Origin of the sequence: Haloplanus litoreus (assembly GCF_045690335.1) — an archaeon.
Classification (GTDB): Archaea; Halobacteriota; Halobacteria; order Halobacteriales; family Haloferacaceae; genus Haloplanus; species Haloplanus litoreus.
In genome coordinates, this window is sequence record NZ_CP147874.1 from 2749825 (window position 1) to 2768608 (window position 18784).

At 65.2% G+C, this 18784-nt stretch carries 20 protein-coding genes and 1 tRNA gene; 8 read left to right on the top strand and 13 right to left on the bottom strand.

Going from position 1 to position 18784, the window contains the following annotated elements; genetic code table 11:
• Positions 1–5: 5 nt before the first annotated feature.
• Positions 6–1169, bottom strand: coding sequence for a pyridoxal-phosphate-dependent aminotransferase family protein (locus tag V8686_RS14715; RefSeq protein ID WP_379705472.1), 1164 nt, complete (start codon positions 1167–1169; stop codon positions 6–8).
• Positions 1170–1598: 429 nt separating this feature from the next.
• Entirely contained in the window at positions 1599–1841 is a 243-nt protein-coding gene (locus V8686_RS14720; RefSeq protein WP_379705475.1) for a hypothetical protein, read from the bottom strand.
• A gap of 1615 nt (positions 1842–3456) precedes the next feature.
• On the opposite strand from V8686_RS14720, the gene V8686_RS14725 reads away from it, so the two are divergent.
• Entirely contained in the window at positions 3457–3699 is a 243-nt protein-coding gene (locus V8686_RS14725) for a DUF7557 family protein (protein WP_379705478.1), read from the top strand.
• A 6-nt stretch (positions 3700–3705) separates the two neighbouring features.
• Positions 3706–4137 carry a PIN domain-containing protein gene (locus tag V8686_RS14730; RefSeq protein ID WP_379705481.1) on the top strand — a complete coding sequence of 144 codons (432 nt, stop codon included), beginning with the start codon at positions 3706–3708 and terminating at the stop codon, positions 4135–4137.
• On the opposite strand, the gene V8686_RS14735 is transcribed toward V8686_RS14730, so the two are convergent.
• The gene (locus tag V8686_RS14735; RefSeq protein ID WP_379705484.1) at positions 4134–4403 is read right to left on the bottom strand and encodes a tyrosine-type recombinase/integrase; all 270 of its coding nucleotides are present in this window, start codon (positions 4401–4403) and stop codon (positions 4134–4136) included. The two genes, V8686_RS14730 and V8686_RS14735, sit on opposite strands and share 4 nt — an antisense overlap.
• Here V8686_RS14735 and V8686_RS14740 point away from each other — a divergent pair.
• On the top strand, positions 4391–4756 hold the full coding sequence (locus V8686_RS14740) for a hypothetical protein (RefSeq protein WP_379705487.1): 366 nt from the start codon (positions 4391–4393) through the stop codon (positions 4754–4756). The two genes, V8686_RS14735 and V8686_RS14740, sit on opposite strands and share 13 nt — an antisense overlap.
• A 248-nt stretch (positions 4757–5004) precedes the next feature.
• Here the strand turns inward: V8686_RS14740 and V8686_RS14745 are convergent.
• Together V8686_RS14745 and V8686_RS14750 are read right to left on the bottom strand one after the other, a co-directional pair.
• Positions 5005–5181 (bottom strand) — tRNA-Trp (locus V8686_RS14745).
• Between the two features lie 40 nt (positions 5182–5221).
• Positions 5222–5443, bottom strand: a complete 222-nt coding sequence (locus V8686_RS14750) for a DUF5795 family protein (protein ID WP_379705490.1) — start codon at positions 5441–5443, stop codon at positions 5222–5224.
• A 304-nt stretch (positions 5444–5747) separates the two neighbouring features.
• Between V8686_RS14750 and V8686_RS14755 the strand changes: the two genes are divergently transcribed.
• The 4 genes from V8686_RS14755 to V8686_RS14770 all read left to right on the top strand — a co-directional run bounded on the left by V8686_RS14755 (position 5748) and on the right by V8686_RS14770 (position 7227).
• On the top strand, positions 5748–5921 hold the full coding sequence (locus V8686_RS14755) for a hypothetical protein (RefSeq protein ID WP_379705493.1): 174 nt from the start codon (positions 5748–5750) through the stop codon (positions 5919–5921).
• A 100-nt stretch (positions 5922–6021) separates the two neighbouring features.
• Complete coding sequence (locus V8686_RS14760; protein ID WP_379705496.1) at positions 6022–6597, top strand: response regulator; 576 nt, start codon at positions 6022–6024, stop codon at positions 6595–6597.
• 97 nt (positions 6598–6694) lie between these two features.
• The gene (locus tag V8686_RS14765) at positions 6695–6826 is read left to right on the top strand and encodes a hypothetical protein (RefSeq protein ID WP_379705499.1); all 132 of its coding nucleotides are present in this window, start codon (positions 6695–6697) and stop codon (positions 6824–6826) included.
• Positions 6823–7227 (top strand): DUF7475 family protein, encoded by a 405-nt coding sequence (locus tag V8686_RS14770; RefSeq protein WP_379705502.1) that lies wholly within the window; start codon positions 6823–6825, stop codon positions 7225–7227. The genes V8686_RS14765 and V8686_RS14770 overlap by 4 nt, the downstream gene beginning before the upstream one ends.
• A gap of 19 nt (positions 7228–7246) precedes the next feature.
• Here V8686_RS14770 and V8686_RS14775 read toward each other — a convergent pair whose 3' ends face one another.
• Positions 7247–8641 (bottom strand): FAD-binding oxidoreductase, encoded by a 1395-nt coding sequence (locus tag V8686_RS14775; RefSeq protein WP_379705504.1) that lies wholly within the window; start codon positions 8639–8641, stop codon positions 7247–7249.
• A 157-nt stretch (positions 8642–8798) separates the two neighbouring features.
• Between V8686_RS14775 and V8686_RS14780 the strand changes: the two genes are divergently transcribed.
• Positions 8799–10268, top strand: coding sequence for a DUF7289 family protein (locus V8686_RS14780; RefSeq protein ID WP_379705507.1), 1470 nt, complete (start codon positions 8799–8801; stop codon positions 10266–10268).
• On the opposite strand, the gene V8686_RS14785 is transcribed toward V8686_RS14780, so the two are convergent.
• From V8686_RS14785 to V8686_RS14815, 7 genes are read right to left on the bottom strand one after another with little or no spacing between them, the layout of a single operon-like run.
• Positions 10269–11039: a DUF7289 family protein gene (locus V8686_RS14785; RefSeq protein WP_379705509.1), complete on the bottom strand. Its 771-nt coding sequence runs from the start codon at positions 11037–11039 to the stop codon at positions 10269–10271. It abuts the gene before it with no gap.
• Positions 11036–11509, bottom strand: coding sequence for a DUF7266 family protein (locus V8686_RS14790; RefSeq protein ID WP_379705512.1), 474 nt, complete (start codon positions 11507–11509; stop codon positions 11036–11038). Before V8686_RS14790 ends, V8686_RS14785 begins: the two co-directional genes overlap by 4 nt.
• On the bottom strand, positions 11497–12765 hold the full coding sequence (locus tag V8686_RS14795) for a DUF7261 family protein (protein WP_379705514.1): 1269 nt from the start codon (positions 12763–12765) through the stop codon (positions 11497–11499). The genes V8686_RS14790 and V8686_RS14795 overlap by 13 nt, the downstream gene beginning before the upstream one ends.
• Complete coding sequence (locus V8686_RS14800) at positions 12753–13355, bottom strand: DUF7288 family protein (protein ID WP_379705517.1); 603 nt, start codon at positions 13353–13355, stop codon at positions 12753–12755. The genes V8686_RS14795 and V8686_RS14800 overlap by 13 nt, the downstream gene beginning before the upstream one ends.
• On the bottom strand, positions 13349–13885 hold the full coding sequence (locus tag V8686_RS14805; RefSeq protein WP_379705520.1) for a DUF7287 family protein: 537 nt from the start codon (positions 13883–13885) through the stop codon (positions 13349–13351). Before V8686_RS14805 ends, V8686_RS14800 begins: the two co-directional genes overlap by 7 nt.
• Positions 13882–15915, bottom strand: a complete 2034-nt coding sequence (locus V8686_RS14810) for a type II secretion system F family protein (RefSeq protein WP_379705523.1) — start codon at positions 15913–15915, stop codon at positions 13882–13884. Before V8686_RS14810 ends, V8686_RS14805 begins: the two co-directional genes overlap by 4 nt.
• 1 nt (position 15916) lies before the next feature.
• Positions 15917–18775, bottom strand: a complete 2859-nt coding sequence (locus tag V8686_RS14815; protein ID WP_379705526.1) for an ATPase, T2SS/T4P/T4SS family — start codon at positions 18773–18775, stop codon at positions 15917–15919.
• Between the last annotated feature and the right edge of the window lie 9 nt (positions 18776–18784).

The following is an 18784-nucleotide window of genomic DNA, read 5'->3' on the forward strand; positions in this document are numbered from 1 at the left end:
CGCCGTCAGGCCTCGATCGCGGGTTCGTCGACGTCGAAGTTCTGGGCTTCGAGGGCCTCCTCCATCGCCGTCAGGAGGCAGGCGACGTTCTGCCGGCGCGCGGAGTACCCCATGCAGCCGATACGCCAGACGTCGCCCTCCAGCGCGCCGAGACCGCTCGCGATTTCGATATCGTACTCGTCCATCAGGAACTCGATGACGGCGGTATCGTCGACGCCGTCCGGCACCTCGACGGTGTTGAGGCTGGGGAGCCAGTACTCCATCTCGGCGGCGGGTTCGAGACCGAGGTCTTGGAGACCCTGTCGGAGTTCGCCCGCGATTTCGCGGTGGCGCTCCCAGCGGTTCTCCAGTCCCTCCTCGGCGACGAGGCGCAGTGCCTCGCGAAGCCCGTAGAAGTTCGTGGTGGGAGCGGTGTGATGGTAGTTGCGCTCGTCGCCCCAGTACTCCATGATGAGTTCGAGGTCGAGATACCAAGAGCCGGTGTCCTCGTCGCGGTTCTGGATCTTCTCGCGGGCACGCTCACCGATGGTGAGCGGCGTCGCGCCGGGGGTACAGGAGAGACACTTCTGAGGGCTGCCGTACGCGGCGTCGATGCCCCAGTCGTCGACGTGGAGTTCGACGCCGGAGAGCGAGGTGACACAGTCCGCGAGGACGAGGGCGTCGTGGTCGTGAGCGATGTCCGTCAGTTCCGGCACGTCGGGCTGTCGAACGCCGGTACTCGTCTCGGCGTGGACGAAGCCGAACACGTCCGGTTGGTGCTCGTCGAACGCATCGGCCACATCGTCGGGCCGGAGGGGTTCGCCCCACGGGGCGTCGACGGTCACCACGTCGCCGCCGGCACGACGGGCAATTTTTCCCATCCGGTCGCCGAAGTAGCCGTTCGTCGGGACCAGCATCGTATCTCCCGGTTCGACGAGGTTGCCGATGGCCGTCTCCATCGCGGCGGTGCCCGTCCCGCTGGTGGCGAGCGTCCACTCGTTGTCGGTCTGGAAGGTATACCGCAGCAGTTCCTGAATGTCGTCCATGATCTCCAGGAAGGACGGGTCCATGTAGCCGAGCGCCTGCGTCGACATCGCGCGAAGGACGCGCGGGGCGATCATGCTCGGGCCGGGACCCATCAGGATTCGTGACGGCGTATCGAGTTGGCTCGTCTCAGGTGGACTCCTCATACCCGAACCGAAGGGCGAACGGAATAAAAACCTGGGTGTTCGTGGCAATATATTGTCGAAGGCGTGTTCGACGATTGCGACATGTGAGCGTCCCCCGTGTCGTTCGCACACACGGATACGGACGGTCGTTCAAATCGAGGCGGCGGCATACACCCACTTCGTACTTCGTCGGGGAGTTCCTCGCCTCGCTCGGCACGGGATACGGATTCGACACGGTCCGGTTCGTGGCTCGAGCTATCCCCCTCCCCGCGAGCGGAGCGAGCGGGGGCACGGAAGGCGAGCGCAGCGAAGCCTTCCGGGGACTCAAATCGGGGAGGAGACATCGAGCGCACGTCGGCCGACGACGAGGCCAGTTTCGGATCACACTGGAAACAGCGGGGCGTTCGGGGCCGTACGCACGCCCGTTCGCCGGACTGCGACTCCCAAAAGCTACCACAGGCGGCGCCAGGCGAGGATGAGGGTGACGACGACGGCGTAGGCGCCGACCAGCGAGGCGACGAAGTAGAGACCGAGCCGACCGACCGGCATCGACTCCGCGGAGACGGCGGCGCTCACGCTGTAAGCGAGCGCGAGGGCGTGGTGGTACCAGTCGAGAAACGAGTCCGAACCATCCGTCTCGGGCGACGGGTCGACGGTCGGGCCCCTGCCGGACGTGTCGGACGGCGGCGACATACTTCCGTCTCGGTGCCCGCAGTCAAAAGTGCGTGGATCACACAAGGAGGACGGCCGACCGCGATGCCGGCGGAGGCCGACCGAGACGGCACCGGTGGCTCTTCGACTCGGAGGGGAGTTCCTGGTCACACGGCAGTCGCTCGGTGGCGGTGTGCATTCGACGGTGACGGTCAGTACGGTCGGCAAAGCGAGTAGCCGCTGCTCGCGGTCTGTAGAGAGACGGGGTAGGTCAGTCAGCGGAACCACACGTGGAGACCACGGTGGCTGAAAGGGGCTGGCCGACCGTGCCGTCTACCCTACTACTCCCGTCGTGGCCACAAAACACCTCCGGTACGCGGCCCGGCGGTATCGGCCGGCCGACTGCGGTAGTCGAGCGCCACGCTCGTCACTCCGCAGGCACTGCCTGCCGAGAGAAGACGTTCGGTGTCGCGGCTCCGCTCGTCCCGCGTCTCCTACGCTTCCGGATCGCACTGCGGACGCGTCCCGAGAGATAATCGAGTGTTTTGGGTCACCGAGGAGTCCGAACACTGCCCCGTCTTCGGTTCCGGTTCTGGAGAGAGCGTGTTCCAACGATTACCGCACCGATGACCGGGAGACTGTCCTGGCTCTGTTGAAATCCTCGTTGTCAGACATAACACAGTGTGCAACAGTCGGGCAGCGCGTCTGCGAAGTTATCGTGTGCTGCTGAAGCGAGCAATCACGAATCCAATGAGGACACCTAACGAGATAGTAATCAGATCGGAGTCCACAGTCACCACCCCAAATAAACTGAGGTAATTGATGAGGAGGAAGAGGATGAATCCAAGAATCAACGCACCAAGGAGGGGAACAATGTCGTTTGACTGAATTATGGGCATTATCCGATGGGCTCTCGCCTCGAGTAAGTGCTTTGTCTGTAATGACCGACCGGAGGAGTATTCTCGGACATCAGTCTCCGACTTGGCATAGACTCCCGGCCAGTCTGTTTGCCAAGCGATCACGTTTGAAAGACAGAAATGAAATCCTCGACGATCGTTTTGAATCGTTCAATATCGCCATCTCGAACGAAGGACTCGAATTGTACTTCTGCGTCCCCAGCGGGAACACCCCGAAGTGAGTGGAATTTCCGTTCATTGAGTATATTCAGCCGTATCCCAGTCGACGGATTCTGAACCTGACCCGTAGTTCACCGGCGCTCCCGCAGGCCAGATCTTCACTTTCCCGTTCACGTTTGTGGTGAAGACGCTGGAATCTCCTTGGGAGTCACCTTGATGAGCATCGATTTTGACCAGTTCGAGACACAATCTATCCGCAGGTTACTCTCATATGAATCTGGTCACTCCAGCGACCGGGAGGGTGTTTCGATTACGGTAGAACTCCTCTCGAAATGACTGAAGACACCTCGAAAGCGCGTCGCAGTAGTACTCTCAAGTTCATCTCGACACTACGCTTAGAGCGGAGGGAGAAAGTACAGTCTCTCCCAGCAGGAGCTATTATTTCTGATACCGTGCATCGAGATAATCACGCTACAGCGGCCGCTCTCGGCCGTGCGTCCGCCCGATAAGGGGCGGCCCGGTTGGTGGGCGGGGTTCGGGTGGGGGAAAGCCTGAAGCCGCTCGTTCACAGACGTATACACATGGGAACCAAGAACGTTCGACTGGATGACGACGTGTACGAGCGGGTGAAAGCCCACAAGCGGGAGGATGAGACGTTTTCGGACGCCGTCGCTCGGCTCATCGAAGACGTGTCGCTTCTCGATCTCGCCGACGAGGGCGAGGAGTACGACGCGGAGCGGGCGGCAGAGCAGAAGGAAGCGCTGAAGCGGACGGCACGCGCGGACGCCCAGTCAGCCGCGAAGCTCGACGAGAAGGGTTCGTAGCGCGGGATGATCCTCGATGCGAATTTTCTGATAGACTTGGACAACGACCGGCCGGAGGCAATAGAGACGGCCCGACGCATCGAACGCGAAGGATTGCCACGCCGAATTCCGCGAATCGTGATGTTCGAGTTGTGGGTCGCAGTCGGGAAGGGAACGCGAACGGAACACAACCGGCGGAAGTTCGAGCGACTGCTCGATGGGCTTCCACAGGTCGAACTCACGGCACCGATAGCGAAGCGGGCGGGAGAAATCGAGGGAGAAACGCAGGCGGCCGATCCGAACGACATCGGTGTCGGGTCCGCGGACGCGATCATCGCGGCGACGGCAATCGAGTTAGAGGAGCCGGTCGTAACGGACGATACGCGGGACTTCGTGAATCGGATACAGAAGCAAGCAGGGGTGTCCGGGCTGAACGTCGAACTGTACGCGGCTGATTAGAGCCAGTCGACTTTCTTCATCCCGCGCTGTTGCGCGTCGAGACTGTACGCACCGAAGTAGTGCTCGCGAAGCGTGTCCCAGTCTTCCCACCCGCCCCACTCCATGACGAGCCCGGGCTCGACCTCGCGCTCGACGAGCAGGGTGCCCCAGGTCCGCCGGAGATCGTGCGGACCGAGGTAGGTCCCCCCGTCGTCGCCCGTGTCGGCGTAGAGCCGTTCGCCGGCTGTGGTGACCCACCGCCGGATCGTCCGGGGTGAGCGGTCCACGAGCGGGTGTCGGCCGTGTCGTCGCGCACGTCGGCGAGCATCATGGCGGCGACGTGGGCACACCAGTCGTGGTGCGTGTCGCCCTTGCAGGGACACTCGGCGACGACAGTCCCCGAGCGAGTCCCGAAGGCGACGCGATGCCGGTCACCGTCGCCGACGCGGACCATCCACTCGGCGCGGTTGATCGGCTCGATGTTCACCGACTCGTCTTTCGCTCGCTGCCAGCTCGTCGAGTCGCCGACCCCGTCGGGGAGGTCGAGGTCGGGGTAGCCGCCGACGCGGTCGGTGCTCATGCTGGGCGCCCCGTGGTGACGCATCCGGTTGTCCGGTCGATGCCGTCTCCGAAGACGTAGGTGCCGGTTCGACCACACGCCTGACACTCGTAACGTTCGACGGCACTACCGACGGCGCGACCCTCGTCGTCCTCGGGGTAAATGGCGTCGACGATCTCGATATCGTGGGCGCCACATTCACAGCGGAGGGTCATGGAAGACCCCACCCGCTATCGAGCGCAGGACATTTGTACGGATTCCGAGTTATGTAGCCGCCACAGTAGACACAGATCGGTGGCTCACCGTCTGAGTCGCCTTTATAATCGGTATGGGGTTGGAGGGATTTGAACCCCCGATCGACTGATATCTCCGGTTGCGCCTCGGTACTCCAGAGGGTCGTCGTCGCGCAGCGATGATCAGTCGCGCGCTCGGTATATCAGTCTGGAGTGTCGTCACCGGGCGTGGCCTCTGGAGTCAGTCGCCATGCCGGGCTTGGCCACAACCCCTCGATACATCGTTACCCGAAGGACGGTAAAGGGATTTCGGTTATCGGTCGGCGTCCGACCAGTCACAGTCCTGGCATTTGTATCCGGTGACCAGCTCGGTGACCGAGGGCATGTAGGAGACGGCAAGGACGTCGCCCCCACAGTCCGGGCACTGGTGGTCGGCGTCCTCGATGGCGTCGGCTTCCATCGGCGGTTCGCCCTCGATCAGTTCGGCCAGACGCTCGGGGGTCACCATGCGACCCTGCACGACGCGGTTTGACATACAACGACCGAGAGCGCCGAGACAGGTAAGCCCTGTGTACCGGACCGAGACGGGTCACGTCCCGCGAGGGACGTGGTCGATTCCGGCGGACTGCGACGGCCAGCAGAGACAGTAGCGTTCGCAACTGTCCGTGTCCCTGCTCGAACGTAGTCGGGACACCGGGGGCGTGATGACTCACGGGAGCGATAAGTCGGCGTGCTGAAACCTTCGCGACCGGTAACTTTTGGTACTATGGAGTGGTACGGAGCGATACGGACCACCCCAAAATGAACGTGGGAGTATCCGGCAATCACCGAAGCGAGGTGTGGAGCGCGTGACCGCACCGTACAGCTACGACGGGATGCTCGACCTGGGACCCGAGGACGGATCGGCCTACGTCTGTTCCAGGTGTGAGTCGACCTTCGACGACGACCACTACCTCTGTCCGGTCTGTGGGACGCTCACGCTGGAACGGCGCTCACGGTCGGCAGAGTCCTGATGTCGAGTCGGCCCGGGCCGACTCTCGTCGCCGTCGAGTGGGAGAAATACCTTTCACGGAGCCGCCGCAACTGTTCGTCGCCGGTTGACTCGGCCATCACATGACTGCGTCACCACCCTGCGTTCTCGTCGTCGAGGACGAAGCCGAACTGGCCAACCTGTTCGCCGAGTGGCTCTCAGAGGACTACGCGGTGCGTGTCGCCACGAGCGGGGAGGAAGCGCTCGAACGGGCCGACGAAGACGTGGACGTGGTGTTGCTGGATCGGCTGATGCCCGGTCTCTCCGGGGACGAGGTACTCGAGCGGATACGGGAGCGTGGGCTCTCGATTCGGGTGGCCATGGTGACGGCCGTCGAACCCGACTTCGACGTCCTCGAGATGGGGTTCGACGACTACGTCGTCAAGCCGCTCTTCCGGGAAGACGTCCGTCGACTCGTCCGTGGCCTCCTCGAACGCGACGAGTACGACCGCCGGCTCTCGACGCTTTTCGCCACCGCCTCGAAACTGACCGCACTCGAATCCCACAAGAGCAAAGAGGAACTGGCGGACAGCGAGACGTACGCCGAACTCAAAGCCGAATTCGAGCGGACGCACGACCGGATCGGCGAACTGGAGTCCGAGATGGGCGAGGCGGACTTCGAGGCTGTGTTCTACGACTTCGATCGCGTGGACCTGTGAGCGGTCGGGGCTCTCGACCGATCGGCGCTCGATTCGCCCCGGCGTTTCGAGAGTCGTACCAATCGACCTTTGTCTCGTGGCGTTGACAGTCCGGTGTATGGCACGATCTGCATCCGGCGAGTTCACGTCCCCGTCGCGGTCGGTGAGCGACCGGCGGCCGACCGATTCGACGGTGTCGTACGAGAATCGTCCATCGATCGACGACCGTGATCCGGAGGGTGTCAGATGAGCGTGAGTAACTCGGCGGCGAGCGACTCGTTGGTCGACCTCCCGCAGAACCCTGTCGGTTACGTCGCCATTCTCTTGGCAGTCGTGACGGGCGTGATCCACCTGGTGTTGGCGCCCCGCGTCGTCGGGTTCAGCCAGACGCTCGCAATCCTCTTCGCACTCAACGGACTCGGCTTCCTGGGCGGCGCCCTGGTCTACCTGACGCGGTTCTGGCGTCGGGAACTGTTCCTCGTCGCCGCGCTCTACGCCCTCGCAACGATACTCGCTCTGTTCGTCTTTCAGGGGTTCGGCGTCGACGCCTTCTACAGACAGGGGCAGTTGAACCCGCTGGCGGTCGTATCGAAGGCGGCCGAGGTACTCCTCGCCATCGTCGCCGGATACCTGTACACGAACGAGGGTTGAGCGGGTCCCGATCTACCGATCAGGCGTCCGGCCCGTCGAACACTTTGCCGGGATTCATGATCCCGGCCGGATCGAGCGCTTTTTTGATCGAGCGCATCGCATCCACCGCGGCCTCGCCGTGTTCCTGCACGAGGTAGTCCTGCTTGCCGAGTCCGATGCCGTGTTCGCCGGTCGACGTACCGCCGAGTTCGATGGCGCGCTCGACGATCCGTCTGGACACTTCCTTCCCGTGGGCGACGTCCGCGGGGTCGTCGGGATCAACCATGACCGCGTAGTGGAGGTTGCCGTCGCCGGCGTGGCCGAAGCAGGGGATGAGGAAGCCCTCCCGTTCTCCGAGGTCCTTCGCGTAGCGGATGATCCCCGGATACTCGCTGATCGGGACGGTCACGTCGCCGGGAGTGAGCGGCGAGAGGTCCTCGTCGTAGGGTTCGAGCGCCTCGGCCAGTTCCCGCCGGGCCGCCCAGAGGTCGTCCATTCCACGGTCGTTCTCGGCGACTTCGAACTCGGTCACGCCGTGAGCCTCGAACACCGTCCGGCAGAAGTCGATTTCGTCCTCGATGCCGTGATCGGCGTGGAATTCGACGAAGACCATCGGAACGTCCGGCAGGTCGGTGTCGAGATGGGCGTTGGACATGGCGGCGCTCAGCCGGTCGATGAGTTCGATTTTCGCCACGTCGACGCCGGAGCGGACGGCGTCGAACACCGCCTCGGCGGCGTCGTCGAGCGTCTCGAAGTGGGCGCGCCCGCCGCGAATCTGCTGGGGACGACCGGCCAGTTGGATCGTCACCCGTGTGATGACGCCGAGGGTCCCCTCGCTGCCGACGATCAGGTCGCCGAGGTCGTACCCGCTCGACGTTTTGACGGCCTTGCTCCCCGTCGTGATGACCTCGCCAGTCGGGAGGACGACTTCCATGCCGAGCACCCAGTCGCTCACCTCGCCGTACTTGACGGTCTTCATGCCGCTGGCGTCGTTGGCGAGCATCCCGCCGATGGTCGAGATGGCGCCCGAAGAGGGGAGTGCGGGGAGGAACAGGCCGTGTTTCGCCACCGCCTCGTTCACTTCGTCGCCGAGGATGCCCGGCTGGACGTCGATCTGCAGGTCGTCCGGGCGAACGTCCAGGACGGCGTCCATCCGCGTCATGTCGAGTGTGATTCCACCCTCGATGGGGACGGCGTTGCCCTCCAGACTCGTGCCGGCGGCGTAGGGCGTGACGGGGACGCCGTGGTCGGTCGCAGCGCCGAGAATCGATGCCACGTCCGCGGTCGACTCGGGCCAGACGACGACGTCGGGGCGGACGCCGTCCTCCCTGGCGGTACCCCAGTCGTGTGACCGCTGGTCCCGATCTGCGTCGCCGACCGATACCTGATCGGCCCCGAGGCCGAGGTCGTCGAGGAAGGTGGTATCGTGTTGCATACGTCGTTCCAGAGTTGGCGCGAGTATAGACCTGTTGCTCGCGGGGGACCCCGGCGCTGGGCGGTGGGTACGTACCGAGCGCCGCGCCGAGGGGCGAGCTATCACGGCGGAGAATCGGCCAGTCGACTTTTACGCGACGAACGCGTCGTTTCGGTGAATGTCCCGGTCACGTACCCCGTGGCGCTACCAGTTCGTGCGTGACCGGCGGGCACAGGCCGAACCGCTTGGGGTGATCCTCGTCGTCAGTCTCGTCATCGTCTCGACGACGGCCGTGGTCACGTTCGGCTTCGCCGCCATCGAGGACGTCCAGTCCAGATCGGAACTCGATCGGGCCGAGAACGGGATGACGCTGCTCGACTCCCGCCTGTCGACGGTTGCGCTCGGTGATTCGGAGTCACAGACGGTCGATCTCCCCACCTCGAACGGGGGGTACACCGTCGACGATGACGCGGGGACCATCCGGATCGTCCACCGGAACTACGACGGAAGCAACGACGCCACACTGGTGTCGAACACTTCGCTCGGGGCTATCGTCTACCGGAGCGGCGACGAGACCATCGCCTATCAGGGCGGGGGCGTCTGGCGGCAGTACGCCGACGGCTCGGCGCGGATGGTCTCGCCGCCGGAGTTTCACTACCGCCGAGGTACCCTGACGTTCCCGCTCGTGCGCATCACTGGGGACGGGAGCGCCGCCGGTCGGACGACCGTCCGGGCCAGTTCTCCCGGGCCAGGCGAGTCCGTCTATCCCAGCCCCGAGACGTATCCCAACGGGGACTCCTACCGGAACCCGGTCGAGAACGGCACCGTCGAGGTCACCATCTGGAGCGAGTACGCCGAGGCGTGGGGATCGTACTTCAGTACGCGAACCGACGGAAACGTGACGTATCCCGGCCCCAATCGGGTGACGGTCGAACTCATCAGCATCGGGACGCTCGGCGATTTCCAGATGCCCCCGGAGACGCAGGGCCTCACCGTTCGTGGGATGGACGCCGGTCACTCGCTCCAGGACTTCTCCTTTACCGTCCGACCACAGGACTCCGAGGAGTCGTCCTTCGCGAACCTCGACTGGTCGCTGTACGCCCAGCAGGGCCAACAGCAGTTCGAGATTCACGTCGGGGGCAACGGCGTGAACGGCTGTAACGAGGACGTCACCCTCTCGCTCTACTACAGCGACGACGGCGGCGACACCCACCACGGCTGGTACAGCGACGACTACCTGGAGACGGAGTGTGGCGAAGTGAACGGCAAGCCCGCCGACGGCGACGAGATCTGGGTCGACGTCGATCTCACGCCCGACAACGGGACGACGATGAACTTCGAGAAGGTGAAAAACGACAACGTCCAGTTCAACACCGGCTCGAAGACACTCGCCGGGGGCACGACGTTCGACGACCACCCGACCGATACGAACGCCACCTACAACGGCGGCGACGACGAGCACCTCTCGTACGTCACGCGCCACTACTTCGCGGAGCTGGGACCCGACTTCGACCTCGTCGTCGCCGACGGCAACAACGCCGGCATCGGGGAGTCCGGATCGTCGGGGTACATCTACTACGGCGGGAGCGGCAAGGTCGTCACCTACCTCCACGTCACGAAACACAACGTGACGGCCACGGTCGGCTGATCAGTCGATGGCCACCCGGATGGTCGTCCGGGCGACGCGGAGGTCGTCCGTCCGGAAGGTACAGGTGACGGTCCCGTTGGCGGCCGGGGGATCGCAGGCCGTCGCCCCCGGTGTCATATCCGCGAGTTCGTCGTCGAGGTAGCGCTTCCAGGCTTCGGCCCGCCGAGGTTCGGTGTCGACGGTGAACGTCACGTTCCCGGTCGGTTCCTCGTGGGCGAGGACGGCCGTGGTGCCGCGGACGCCGCGAACGAGGACGGTCGTCGACCCCGCCCGTCGCTGTGGGTTCCCGGTCCGGGATTCGAGGGTGACGTAGTGGATCACGGTCCGGTTCTCGTCGAACTGGAAGGGCGGTCGACGCCGCATCACCGCACCGTCGCGGTCCACGCGGATGACCGCGCCCATCTCGTAGACGACGCCGCTGGTGAGTTCGTTGCTGTCGCCGGTGCGGCCGAAGGTGAGCGGGCGGGATTCGGCGGTGCCCGCGCTCGTGCCGTTCGCCAACTCCAGCTCGGCGTCGGACGCGGTAGTGAGCGTCAACGTCGTCTCGGCGAGTTTGATCTCGGTGGCTCGAGAGGGGGCACCGCCGTGGACGATGTCACGCTGGTTGTCCGCGAACACCTCGAAGGCGCGCTCCCCGTTGTCGATCCGTTCGGCGTCGCGGGCGGTCTGGAGGCTCTCGAGTCCCACCACGCTCACCAGGCCGACGGAGGCCGTGATGAGCGAGAACACGAGGACGAAGCTCAACACGTCGCTAACCCCGCGGTCGGTCACGCGTCGCGCACCTCCAGCGTCCCCGCCGCCGGATCGTACTCGATGGCGAGACGGCCGCCGGTGACGGTCGTCGTGGCGACGGGCCGACGCGTACGGAAACGAACTGTAGCTGTCGCGTCCGCCACCTCGGCCGAGAGGACGAGACGGTAGATGTCGGGGTCGGCGGTGTTTACCACCTCGATCAGGTACGCCCCGCCCGCGACGCGTGCGGGCAGGTCGGCCCACAGCGTGAGTTCACACGACGGACAGTCGGCGAGGCGGCCAGCGTTCGTCAGTTCCGCTGCCAGCGTCTGGCCGACGACCTGGAGTTCGGTCCGCGCCGACTGATCGCGCTGTCCCTCCATCAGGCCGCCACCGGCGACGATCAATCCGGAGATGAGGATGGCGGCGATACCGAGCGACAGGACGTAGCCGAGCGCCGTGGACGTGCCACGACGATCACGGTGGAAGGGCGACGTCACGGTGGACACCCTCCGGAACCGTCGGGGTGGCGAATCTCGCTCACCCGCCGACTCGACGCGGTGTCGAAGGCGGTCGCGTTGACGTAGTACGCCGAGGCGTTGCCGACGGAGAACGACGCCGTCCCGGTCGCGGGTTCGGAGAGCGACTGGGCGTCGACCGAGGCGTTCGAGATGTTGTACGCTCGGAGTTCGACGCGGTCGAAGTCGCCGTTCGGATCGGTTACGTTCCACTCGACGGAGAACCCGCTCCCTGTCGGCGTCACGTCGTATTTCACGAAGGTGGGTTCGGTCGGCGGAGCACCGTGTTCGCCAGGCGCGACCCGCACCGTCCGCGCGTAGTCGAGGTCCTGCGTCCGGACGGAGACGTCGGCCGTCGCGGCGTAGATGGCCGGCGACGAGTACGGGTCCGCGGCGTCGCTGTCGTTGTACGTCGGCGGCGACGGCGGCGCGCACTGGTTGGGGTGGTTTCGCGTATCGACCGCCGCCCGCATCCCGGCCTCGCGTCGGTCGGCGACCAGCGAGTACGTGCCGTTCACCTTGGCGCCGTCCTCGATGGTGATGTCGACCTCGTCGGAGAGGTCGACCGACCGCAGCGCGGGGCAGTCCCGGCCACCGACCTGGCCACCGCTCACGTCGATTCGGCCGTCAGAGAGGGTACAGGTGGGATCGGCCGCCCCCACGACGCGGAGCTGGGGTTTCGGTGCCGTGTCCTCGATTCGGAGCGTCCGCGTCGTCCCGTCGTCGATTCGGACGATCACGTCACCGGAGAGCGAGGCGCCGTCGATGCGGAGGTGGAAGTTTCGAACCTTCGCGTCGGTAACGACCGTCCAGGTCGTGTTTCCGTTCTGAGGGGTCAGCGTCGTGGAGTCGTTTCCGTCGGCGATACGGGTCCCCTCGCTGACCGTGCGACGTTCGACGTCGCCCGCCAGTCCGTTGGTCGCCGAGTAGTTCGCGAGTTTCGAGAGCCAGGCGTCGGTGACGGTCCGGTACTCGGAACGTCGGGTCGCGGCGTCGGGCGCGTCACCCCCGTTGACGTGTTCGATGGCGTCACCGAGTCCGGCGACGACGTCGTGTCGGAACGTCGTCGCCCTGTCGACGTCGGCCCCCGTCTGGCGGGTCGCCAGGTTCTCCGTGTAGATCACCGAATTGAGCAGCAGGCTGAGCGAGAGAAAGACCACCGCGAGGGTGAGCGCGCCGACGAGCAGCAACTGGGCGCGGTCGCGTCGGTCGTCACGCGACGCCAACCGACGACTCACATCCGCCATACGACCACCTCCACGCTGACGACGTTGTACAGGCCGGTCGGGGAGTCCGGCGGCACGAACGCGCCGTAGCTACTCGACCCGTTCACCGTGGTGTTCGTCGGGACGCCGTCGTCGTCGAGCAACGGGTCGTCGTCGTAGAGCGCCACCGTCGTCGCCGCCGTCGCGGCGTTGTCGCTGGGTTCGCCGCGGTAGATGAACCGCTGGCGGTTGATCGTCCCGGTGTCGCTGGGGTAGGCGACGTAGACGTTGAACGCGATACCCCGGGACTGGAACGCACCGAGAAGCAGCCCCCCCAGACGGGTCCGGTTGACCTCGGCGTCGGTGGTGTACGCGCCGCCACCGGCACCGTGGAGCGACCCGTTCGTCTCGTCCCAGTGGCGAACGGCGGCGTGGAGGGCGCCGCTCTCCCGGGCGGCGTCGAGGACGCCCGCCGCCGACGCCTCCTGCTGGTTCTCGATGTGCTGGCTCGCCGTACTCGCCGACAGCGGCGTGACGGCGGTCACCTGCAGGGCGAAGACGACGCTCGCGAGCACGATCATCCCCGCGGTGATGGCCTCCAGCGTGTGTGCTTGTGCGCGCACGGTCACCACGTCCTGACGATCATGGTCGCGGTCGTCCCGTCGACGTGGACGACCCGGCGGCCGATCACCGACGCACCGTCCGTCGGGAGGGGTTCACCCGCGTCGAGGGCGATGCCGCTCGAACACGTGTCCGTATCACTGATCTCGATCCGGTCGCCGTCGGTACACGCCGGGTTCGGTGACCCGCCGTTCGGGTCGCCGCCGACCACCGTGACGTTCACGTGGTGGCCACCGGCGAGGCCGACCTGATCGGCGAGCGGTTCGGCGTCGTCGAAGGCACAGCCGGTGTCGGTGTCGGTGTCGTTGAACAGGGCGATGGTACACTCCCGGTCGAGAGCGGTGGTGTCGCCGCCGCCGTCGAGGAGGTCGTAGACGATGGTGTCGGCGATGCGGTCGACGCCGGCGAGTTCCTCCTGTGGCCCGTCCGCGAAGGGCTGGAAGATGCCGGGCACGAAGGCGACGACGAAGGCGACGGTGAGGAGGAAGACGCTCGTCCCGATGGCGAAGTCGATGGTCGTCTGCCCGCGGTCTTCGATCATCCAACCACCAGCCACACGGCCAGTGCGATGGTCTGAAGGATGACCACGAACTTGATGCCGGCCATCAGTTTCGCCGTCCGGATGTAGCCGCTGATGATCCCGGAGAGGACGGCCTGCAGCGTCACGGCGTGGAAGAAAAGCAGCGACAGCAACTGCGTGTCGATGCCGCCACCGAACTGCGAGGCGCCGCTCCCCCCGCCGCCCGCCGCCTGTTCGGTGAGGCCGGCCATGACGTCGAGGAACTGCGTCTTCAGGATGGCCATCACGCCCAACAGCGTGAGGTACGTCATCAGGATGATCGCCACCTGCATCCGGGTCCGGGAGCGCCGCTCGCGTTCGATGTCGTCCTGGTTCTCGCTGGCCTGGGCGGCCGTCGTCAACACCTGCGTGATCTGACTGGACGCTTCCTGGGCCTTGCTGATGAGCTTCACCGTCCGCGCGAGCCGCGGGACGTGGTACTTGTTGTTGAACTCGATCAGGGCGTTGCGCAGGCTCATTCCGTAGTTCACCTTGGCGTAGACGACGTCGAATTCGTCGGCGAGTTTGCCCGAGGACGTGTCGGCGACGGTGCTGATCGACTCCAAGAGCGTCTGACCGGTGTCGTTCGCACTCGACAGTTTCCGCAGGTTGTCGGACAGTTTTCCGGTGATGGCCGCCCGGGCACGGACGTTCCACTCGTGGAAGACGCCGAGCGGAATCAGAAGCAGGTAGAGCGGGACGTACACCCAGACGAAGGTTCCCCAGACGGGGGCCTGCACCATACCACCCCACGTCGTCGGCGCCGCGCCGCTTTCGCCCGCGAAGACGAGCAACACGAGCGCCGCCGGGACGGTCAACGCGAGGGTGTACGTCGGGTTGTCCCGGAAGAAGTGGTGTGGGTTCCGCAGGAGCTGTTTCGTCCGGAAGGTGCCCTCGCGGGATTTGATGTGGTCGAAGATACCGAACTCGCCGACGAACCCCTCGACGATGCCGAGATGTCGGAGGCCGCCCCGTTCCGCGTCGGCGACGGGGTCGTTCCCCGCGCCACTGGCCGGCTGGAGGTAGCCGTCGCCGGGTTCGTCCTGTTTCACCGTCGAAACTAGAACGAGGAACATCACGCCGGTGATCGGAATGAGCGCGTACACCGTCGCGTACAGCATGAACGACTGGGCTTCGCCGAGCATGCTCATGATGACGAGGATGATGATCAGGAGGAGGGGAAAGAGCGAGAGGGTCATGTACATCTCGCCGAACAGTTCGAGCGTATCCAGCGTGACCTCCTGTTGCTGTTTGGCGGTCCGCATGTGCTTGTCCTTCTTGTCGGAGAGGAACGCCTGCATGTTCCCACCGGAGTTGACGATAGAGAGCATGTCGGTCAGAAACTGCGCCAGGTCGTCACTCGGCGTCTCGGCCGCCTGCTGCTGGATGGCGTTTCGGTAGTCGGTGCCGAAGTACTCCGTCTCCTGGACGATGCTCTGGAACTCCTGGGCAACCTCGCCGTAGGTGTCGTCGGCGCGGGCCATCGCCTCCAGAATTTCGAGCTGGTTCAGCCCCCCGACCGACAGGGCGTACATGAAGGAGATGGCGTCGGAGAGCAGCATGTTGATCTCCCGCTCCCGGCCGGAGGCGCGCGAGTAGGGGATGGCGACGAGCGTCCCGAATCCCGAGACGAACCCGACCGATCCCGCGACGAGGCCGAGGATGCCGATGGCCGCCGGAATCTTGATCCGTTCGATGAACGCGACGACGGCCTCGTTGGGGATGTGTGCCCCCGTCGAGAAGGTTTCGGGCGAGAGAATCCCGAACGCGAAGAGGCTGTAGCCGACGAACGTCCCCAGAATCCACAGCACGGCGCCGAGGAGGACGCCGACCGCGAGGGCCCGGGACAGGTAGAGTTCGACCGTCGTCGCCATCCGCGCCTGGGCGAGTTTCGTCTCGACGTCGTCGACGAAGTCACCGTCTTCGTCGAACAGCCAGCGGAAGAGAGGGTAGAACAGGTCGCCGAGGCTGTCGACGCTACGGTCGAGTCCGGAGCCGGTGTCGAGGCTCACGTCAGCCCTCCCCGTCGTCCGTCTCGGTCACGTCACCGAAGCCCCACTCGTCGATGTCGGCCTCCGACTCCGTGTCGTCCGTCTCCGCGTCCGGCGGTTCGTCGTCGTCCGTCTCCGCGTCCGGCGGTTCGTCGTCGTCCGCCTCCGCGTCCGGCGGTTCGTCGTCGTCCGTCTCCACGTCCGGCGGTTCGTCGTCGTCCGCCTCCGCGTCCGGCGGTTCGTCGTCGTCCGTCTCCACGTCCGGCGGTTCGTCGTCGTCCGCCTCCGCCGACGACTCGTCGCCGTCCTCGGCCCCCACCGACACCTCGTCGACGTCCCCCTCGTCGTCCCGTCCCCAGCCGTCGTCCCCACTCGACGAGTCGAAGGAGATGCCGAAGTCGTCGCCCGCGAACGGGTCGGTGTCGGCCGCCTCGTCCACGTCCGTCGGGTCGGCGGCGACGAATCCGTCGTCAGGGGTCGAGGCGGTGCCGCCCTCGGCCGTCACGTCCGTCGCGGTGTCCACCCCGGCCAGGGCGGTGTCGATGCCGGCCACGTCCTCGCCGCGGTAGTCATCGAACAGGTCCGAGTCGGCCCGGTCGAGGATGTCCGCACACAGATCGAGGGCCTCCTCGCTCGGATCGGGTCGGGGGACCATCGCCTCCTTCTCCGGGTCGATGTCGATCAGGACGGACTCCATCTCTCGGAGGTCCTCCAGACTGCGCTCGAGGCGGTCCTCGGCCATGAGCGCGAGGATGGTCTCCTCGTCGTTGATGAACGCCTGCACGGTGGCGGCCACCTGCGTGTACGTGTTGAGACCGTTCTCGATGAGATACGCGAGGACGGCCTGTCGCTTGAATATCTCCTCGTCGAGTGTCGCCCGGGTCCACCCGCGGTCGAACCGGATCTCTTCGAGCGTGTTCGAGTCGCTCATCCGGAGGAACTCGTCGGTCTCGGCCTGCCACTGGTAGACGTCCTGAACGTTGATCTCGTCGTTTTCGGCGTCGTAGAAGTTGATCTCGGTGAGGTTCTTGTTCCGGCGGACCTTCCGCCCCTCGACTCTGGTCTGGGTCTGAATCGACACCAGATCGAGAGCCGTGAACATCGTCTTCGAGACGTTGATCGGTTCGGTCGTGAACCGCTTCAGCACCTCGCCCACGGAGTCGGCGTGGAACGTCGTCAAGGTGGTGTGCCCGGTCGACATGACCTGGAAGAGGGTGCGCCCCTCCTCGCCACGAATCTCGCCCATGACGATGTACTCGGGGCGCTGGCGGAGGGCGGCCTCCAGCAGGTCGAACTCGTCGACTTCGCCCTGTTCGTCGTCGGAGAAGGAGGGCCTGGTGACCGAGGCCACCCAGTTGCGCTGTGGGAGTTCCACCTCGCGGGTGTCCTCGATGGAGACGATCTTGGAGTTCGATGGGATGAACAGGGAGACGGCGTTCAGGCTGGTCGTCTTCCCCGAGGCCGTCCCGCCGGCGAAGATGAGTGACTTGTTGTTCTCGATGGCGAGCCACAGGTACGCCATCTCCTCCAGCGAGAACGTCTTCCAGTTGATGAGGTCGATGGGGGTAAACGGCACGTCCTTGAACTGGCGGATGGTGTAGTTGGTGCCGTGGTCGGACACCTCTTTGCCGAGGGTGAGCTGTGCGCGGGAGCCGTCGGGGAGGGTGGCGTCCACCTGCGGGCGCCGCTTGCTGATGCCCTTGCCCGACCGCTGGGCGAGTTTGACGACGAAGTCGTCGAGTTCGTCGTCGCCGTGGTAGACGTTGGAGATGATCTGCTCGTAGTCGCTGTGGTAGACGAAGACGGGGGAGTGGTAGCCGTCACACGAGATGTCCTCGACGTTGATGTCGTGTTTGATCGCGTCGATGCGCTCGTAGCCGATGAAGTCCCGTTTGAGGTAGTAGAGCAGCTTCTCGACTTGGTACTCCGTGAGGTCGTCCGGGTCCTCCTCGAGGACGACGGGTTCGGGACGGGCCGTAAGCCCGGAGAGCGCCTCGTCGGCCTCGCTCTCGGATCGCCAGCCGAGTCGCGAGAGGAGGCGGCCGGCGGTCCCCTCGTCGTCCTCGACGCCGAGTTGGGTGGCGATGGTGTCGAGCAGTCCCGACCCGGAGGTTCGGGCGTAGAGGTCGTACCGTTCGAGGAGGGCGAACGTCTCGTCGCGAATGACGCGTTCGCGCTCCTCCAGCCCCCCGGCGACGCCCACGTCCGCGTACTTGATCGCGTTCTGGAGTTTGGCCGTCAGAAAGTCGACCAGATCCTCCTCGATAGGCGTCGTGTGAGGCTGGACGACGTAGTACTTCTGCTCGTTTTCCTTCAGCGAACGGAAGATGACGACGTAGGCGTAGGGTTTGTTCACCCAGTAGCGGTCCACCTCGACGAAGTGGGTCTTCTTCTCCAGGGGAACCGTCTTCTCCATGTCGTACCGGTTGGCGACCGTCGTCGTCCCGAACTCGTCGCTGAAGAAGGCGTCCTCGTCGAGTTCCTCGTCGACGTCGACCGTTCGCTCGTCGACGACGTCGTCGAGTTCCGCGGCGAGGTCGGCGGCGCCGGACAGGACGTTCTCGGTCCGGTCGGGGTCGAAGCCGAGCGTGTCGGTGGGATCGAACGGGACCGGATCCCCCTCGCCGTCGGTCGGGGGATTTCCGTCCGCGTCGTAGTAGAACTCCCGCTTGTAATCGTCCCACGTCCAGAGATCCTTGACGACCGGCGTTCCGTCGGACCGCACCCGTGAGACGGCCGTTTCGAGGCGATTCGCCGCGGTATCGCCCGCGGCGAGCAGGTCGGGCAGCGTCGCGGCATCGAACTCGCCCCGGCCCGGATCGGTGGTCGCCGCGCCGTCGAGCCCCCCCGACTCGGAGCTCTCGGCGTCGTCGATAGCCATTGACCAGTT

What these genes read in the sequence shown, in the direction of transcription:
- V8686_RS14715 (WP_379705472.1), bottom strand. Translation starts at nt 1,169, where the DNA reads ATGAGGAGTCCACCTGAGACGAGCCAACTCGATACGCCGTCACGAATC.
- V8686_RS14720 (WP_379705475.1), bottom strand. Translation starts at nt 1,841, where the DNA reads ATGTCGCCGCCGTCCGACACGTCCGGCAGGGGCCCGACCGTCGACCCG.
- V8686_RS14725 (WP_379705478.1), top strand. Translation starts at nt 3,457, where the DNA reads ATGGGAACCAAGAACGTTCGACTGGATGACGACGTGTACGAGCGGGTG.
- V8686_RS14730 (WP_379705481.1), top strand. Translation starts at nt 3,706, where the DNA reads ATGATCCTCGATGCGAATTTTCTGATAGACTTGGACAACGACCGGCCG.
- V8686_RS14750 (WP_379705490.1), bottom strand. Translation starts at nt 5,443, where the DNA reads ATGTCAAACCGCGTCGTGCAGGGTCGCATGGTGACCCCCGAGCGTCTG.
- V8686_RS14760 (WP_379705496.1), top strand. Translation starts at nt 6,022, where the DNA reads ATGACTGCGTCACCACCCTGCGTTCTCGTCGTCGAGGACGAAGCCGAA.
- V8686_RS14765 (WP_379705499.1), top strand. Translation starts at nt 6,695, where the DNA reads ATGGCACGATCTGCATCCGGCGAGTTCACGTCCCCGTCGCGGTCGGTG.
- V8686_RS14770 (WP_379705502.1), top strand. Translation starts at nt 6,823, where the DNA reads ATGAGCGTGAGTAACTCGGCGGCGAGCGACTCGTTGGTCGACCTCCCG.
- V8686_RS14775 (WP_379705504.1), bottom strand. Translation starts at nt 8,641, where the DNA reads ATGCAACACGATACCACCTTCCTCGACGACCTCGGCCTCGGGGCCGAT.
- V8686_RS14780 (WP_379705507.1), top strand. Translation starts at nt 8,799, where the DNA reads ATGTCCCGGTCACGTACCCCGTGGCGCTACCAGTTCGTGCGTGACCGG.
- V8686_RS14795 (WP_379705514.1), bottom strand. Translation starts at nt 12,765, where the DNA reads ATGGCGGATGTGAGTCGTCGGTTGGCGTCGCGTGACGACCGACGCGAC.
- V8686_RS14805 (WP_379705520.1), bottom strand. Translation starts at nt 13,885, where the DNA reads ATGATCGAAGACCGCGGGCAGACGACCATCGACTTCGCCATCGGGACG.
- V8686_RS14815 (WP_379705526.1), bottom strand. Translation starts at nt 18,775, where the DNA reads ATGGCTATCGACGACGCCGAGAGCTCCGAGTCGGGGGGGCTCGACGGC.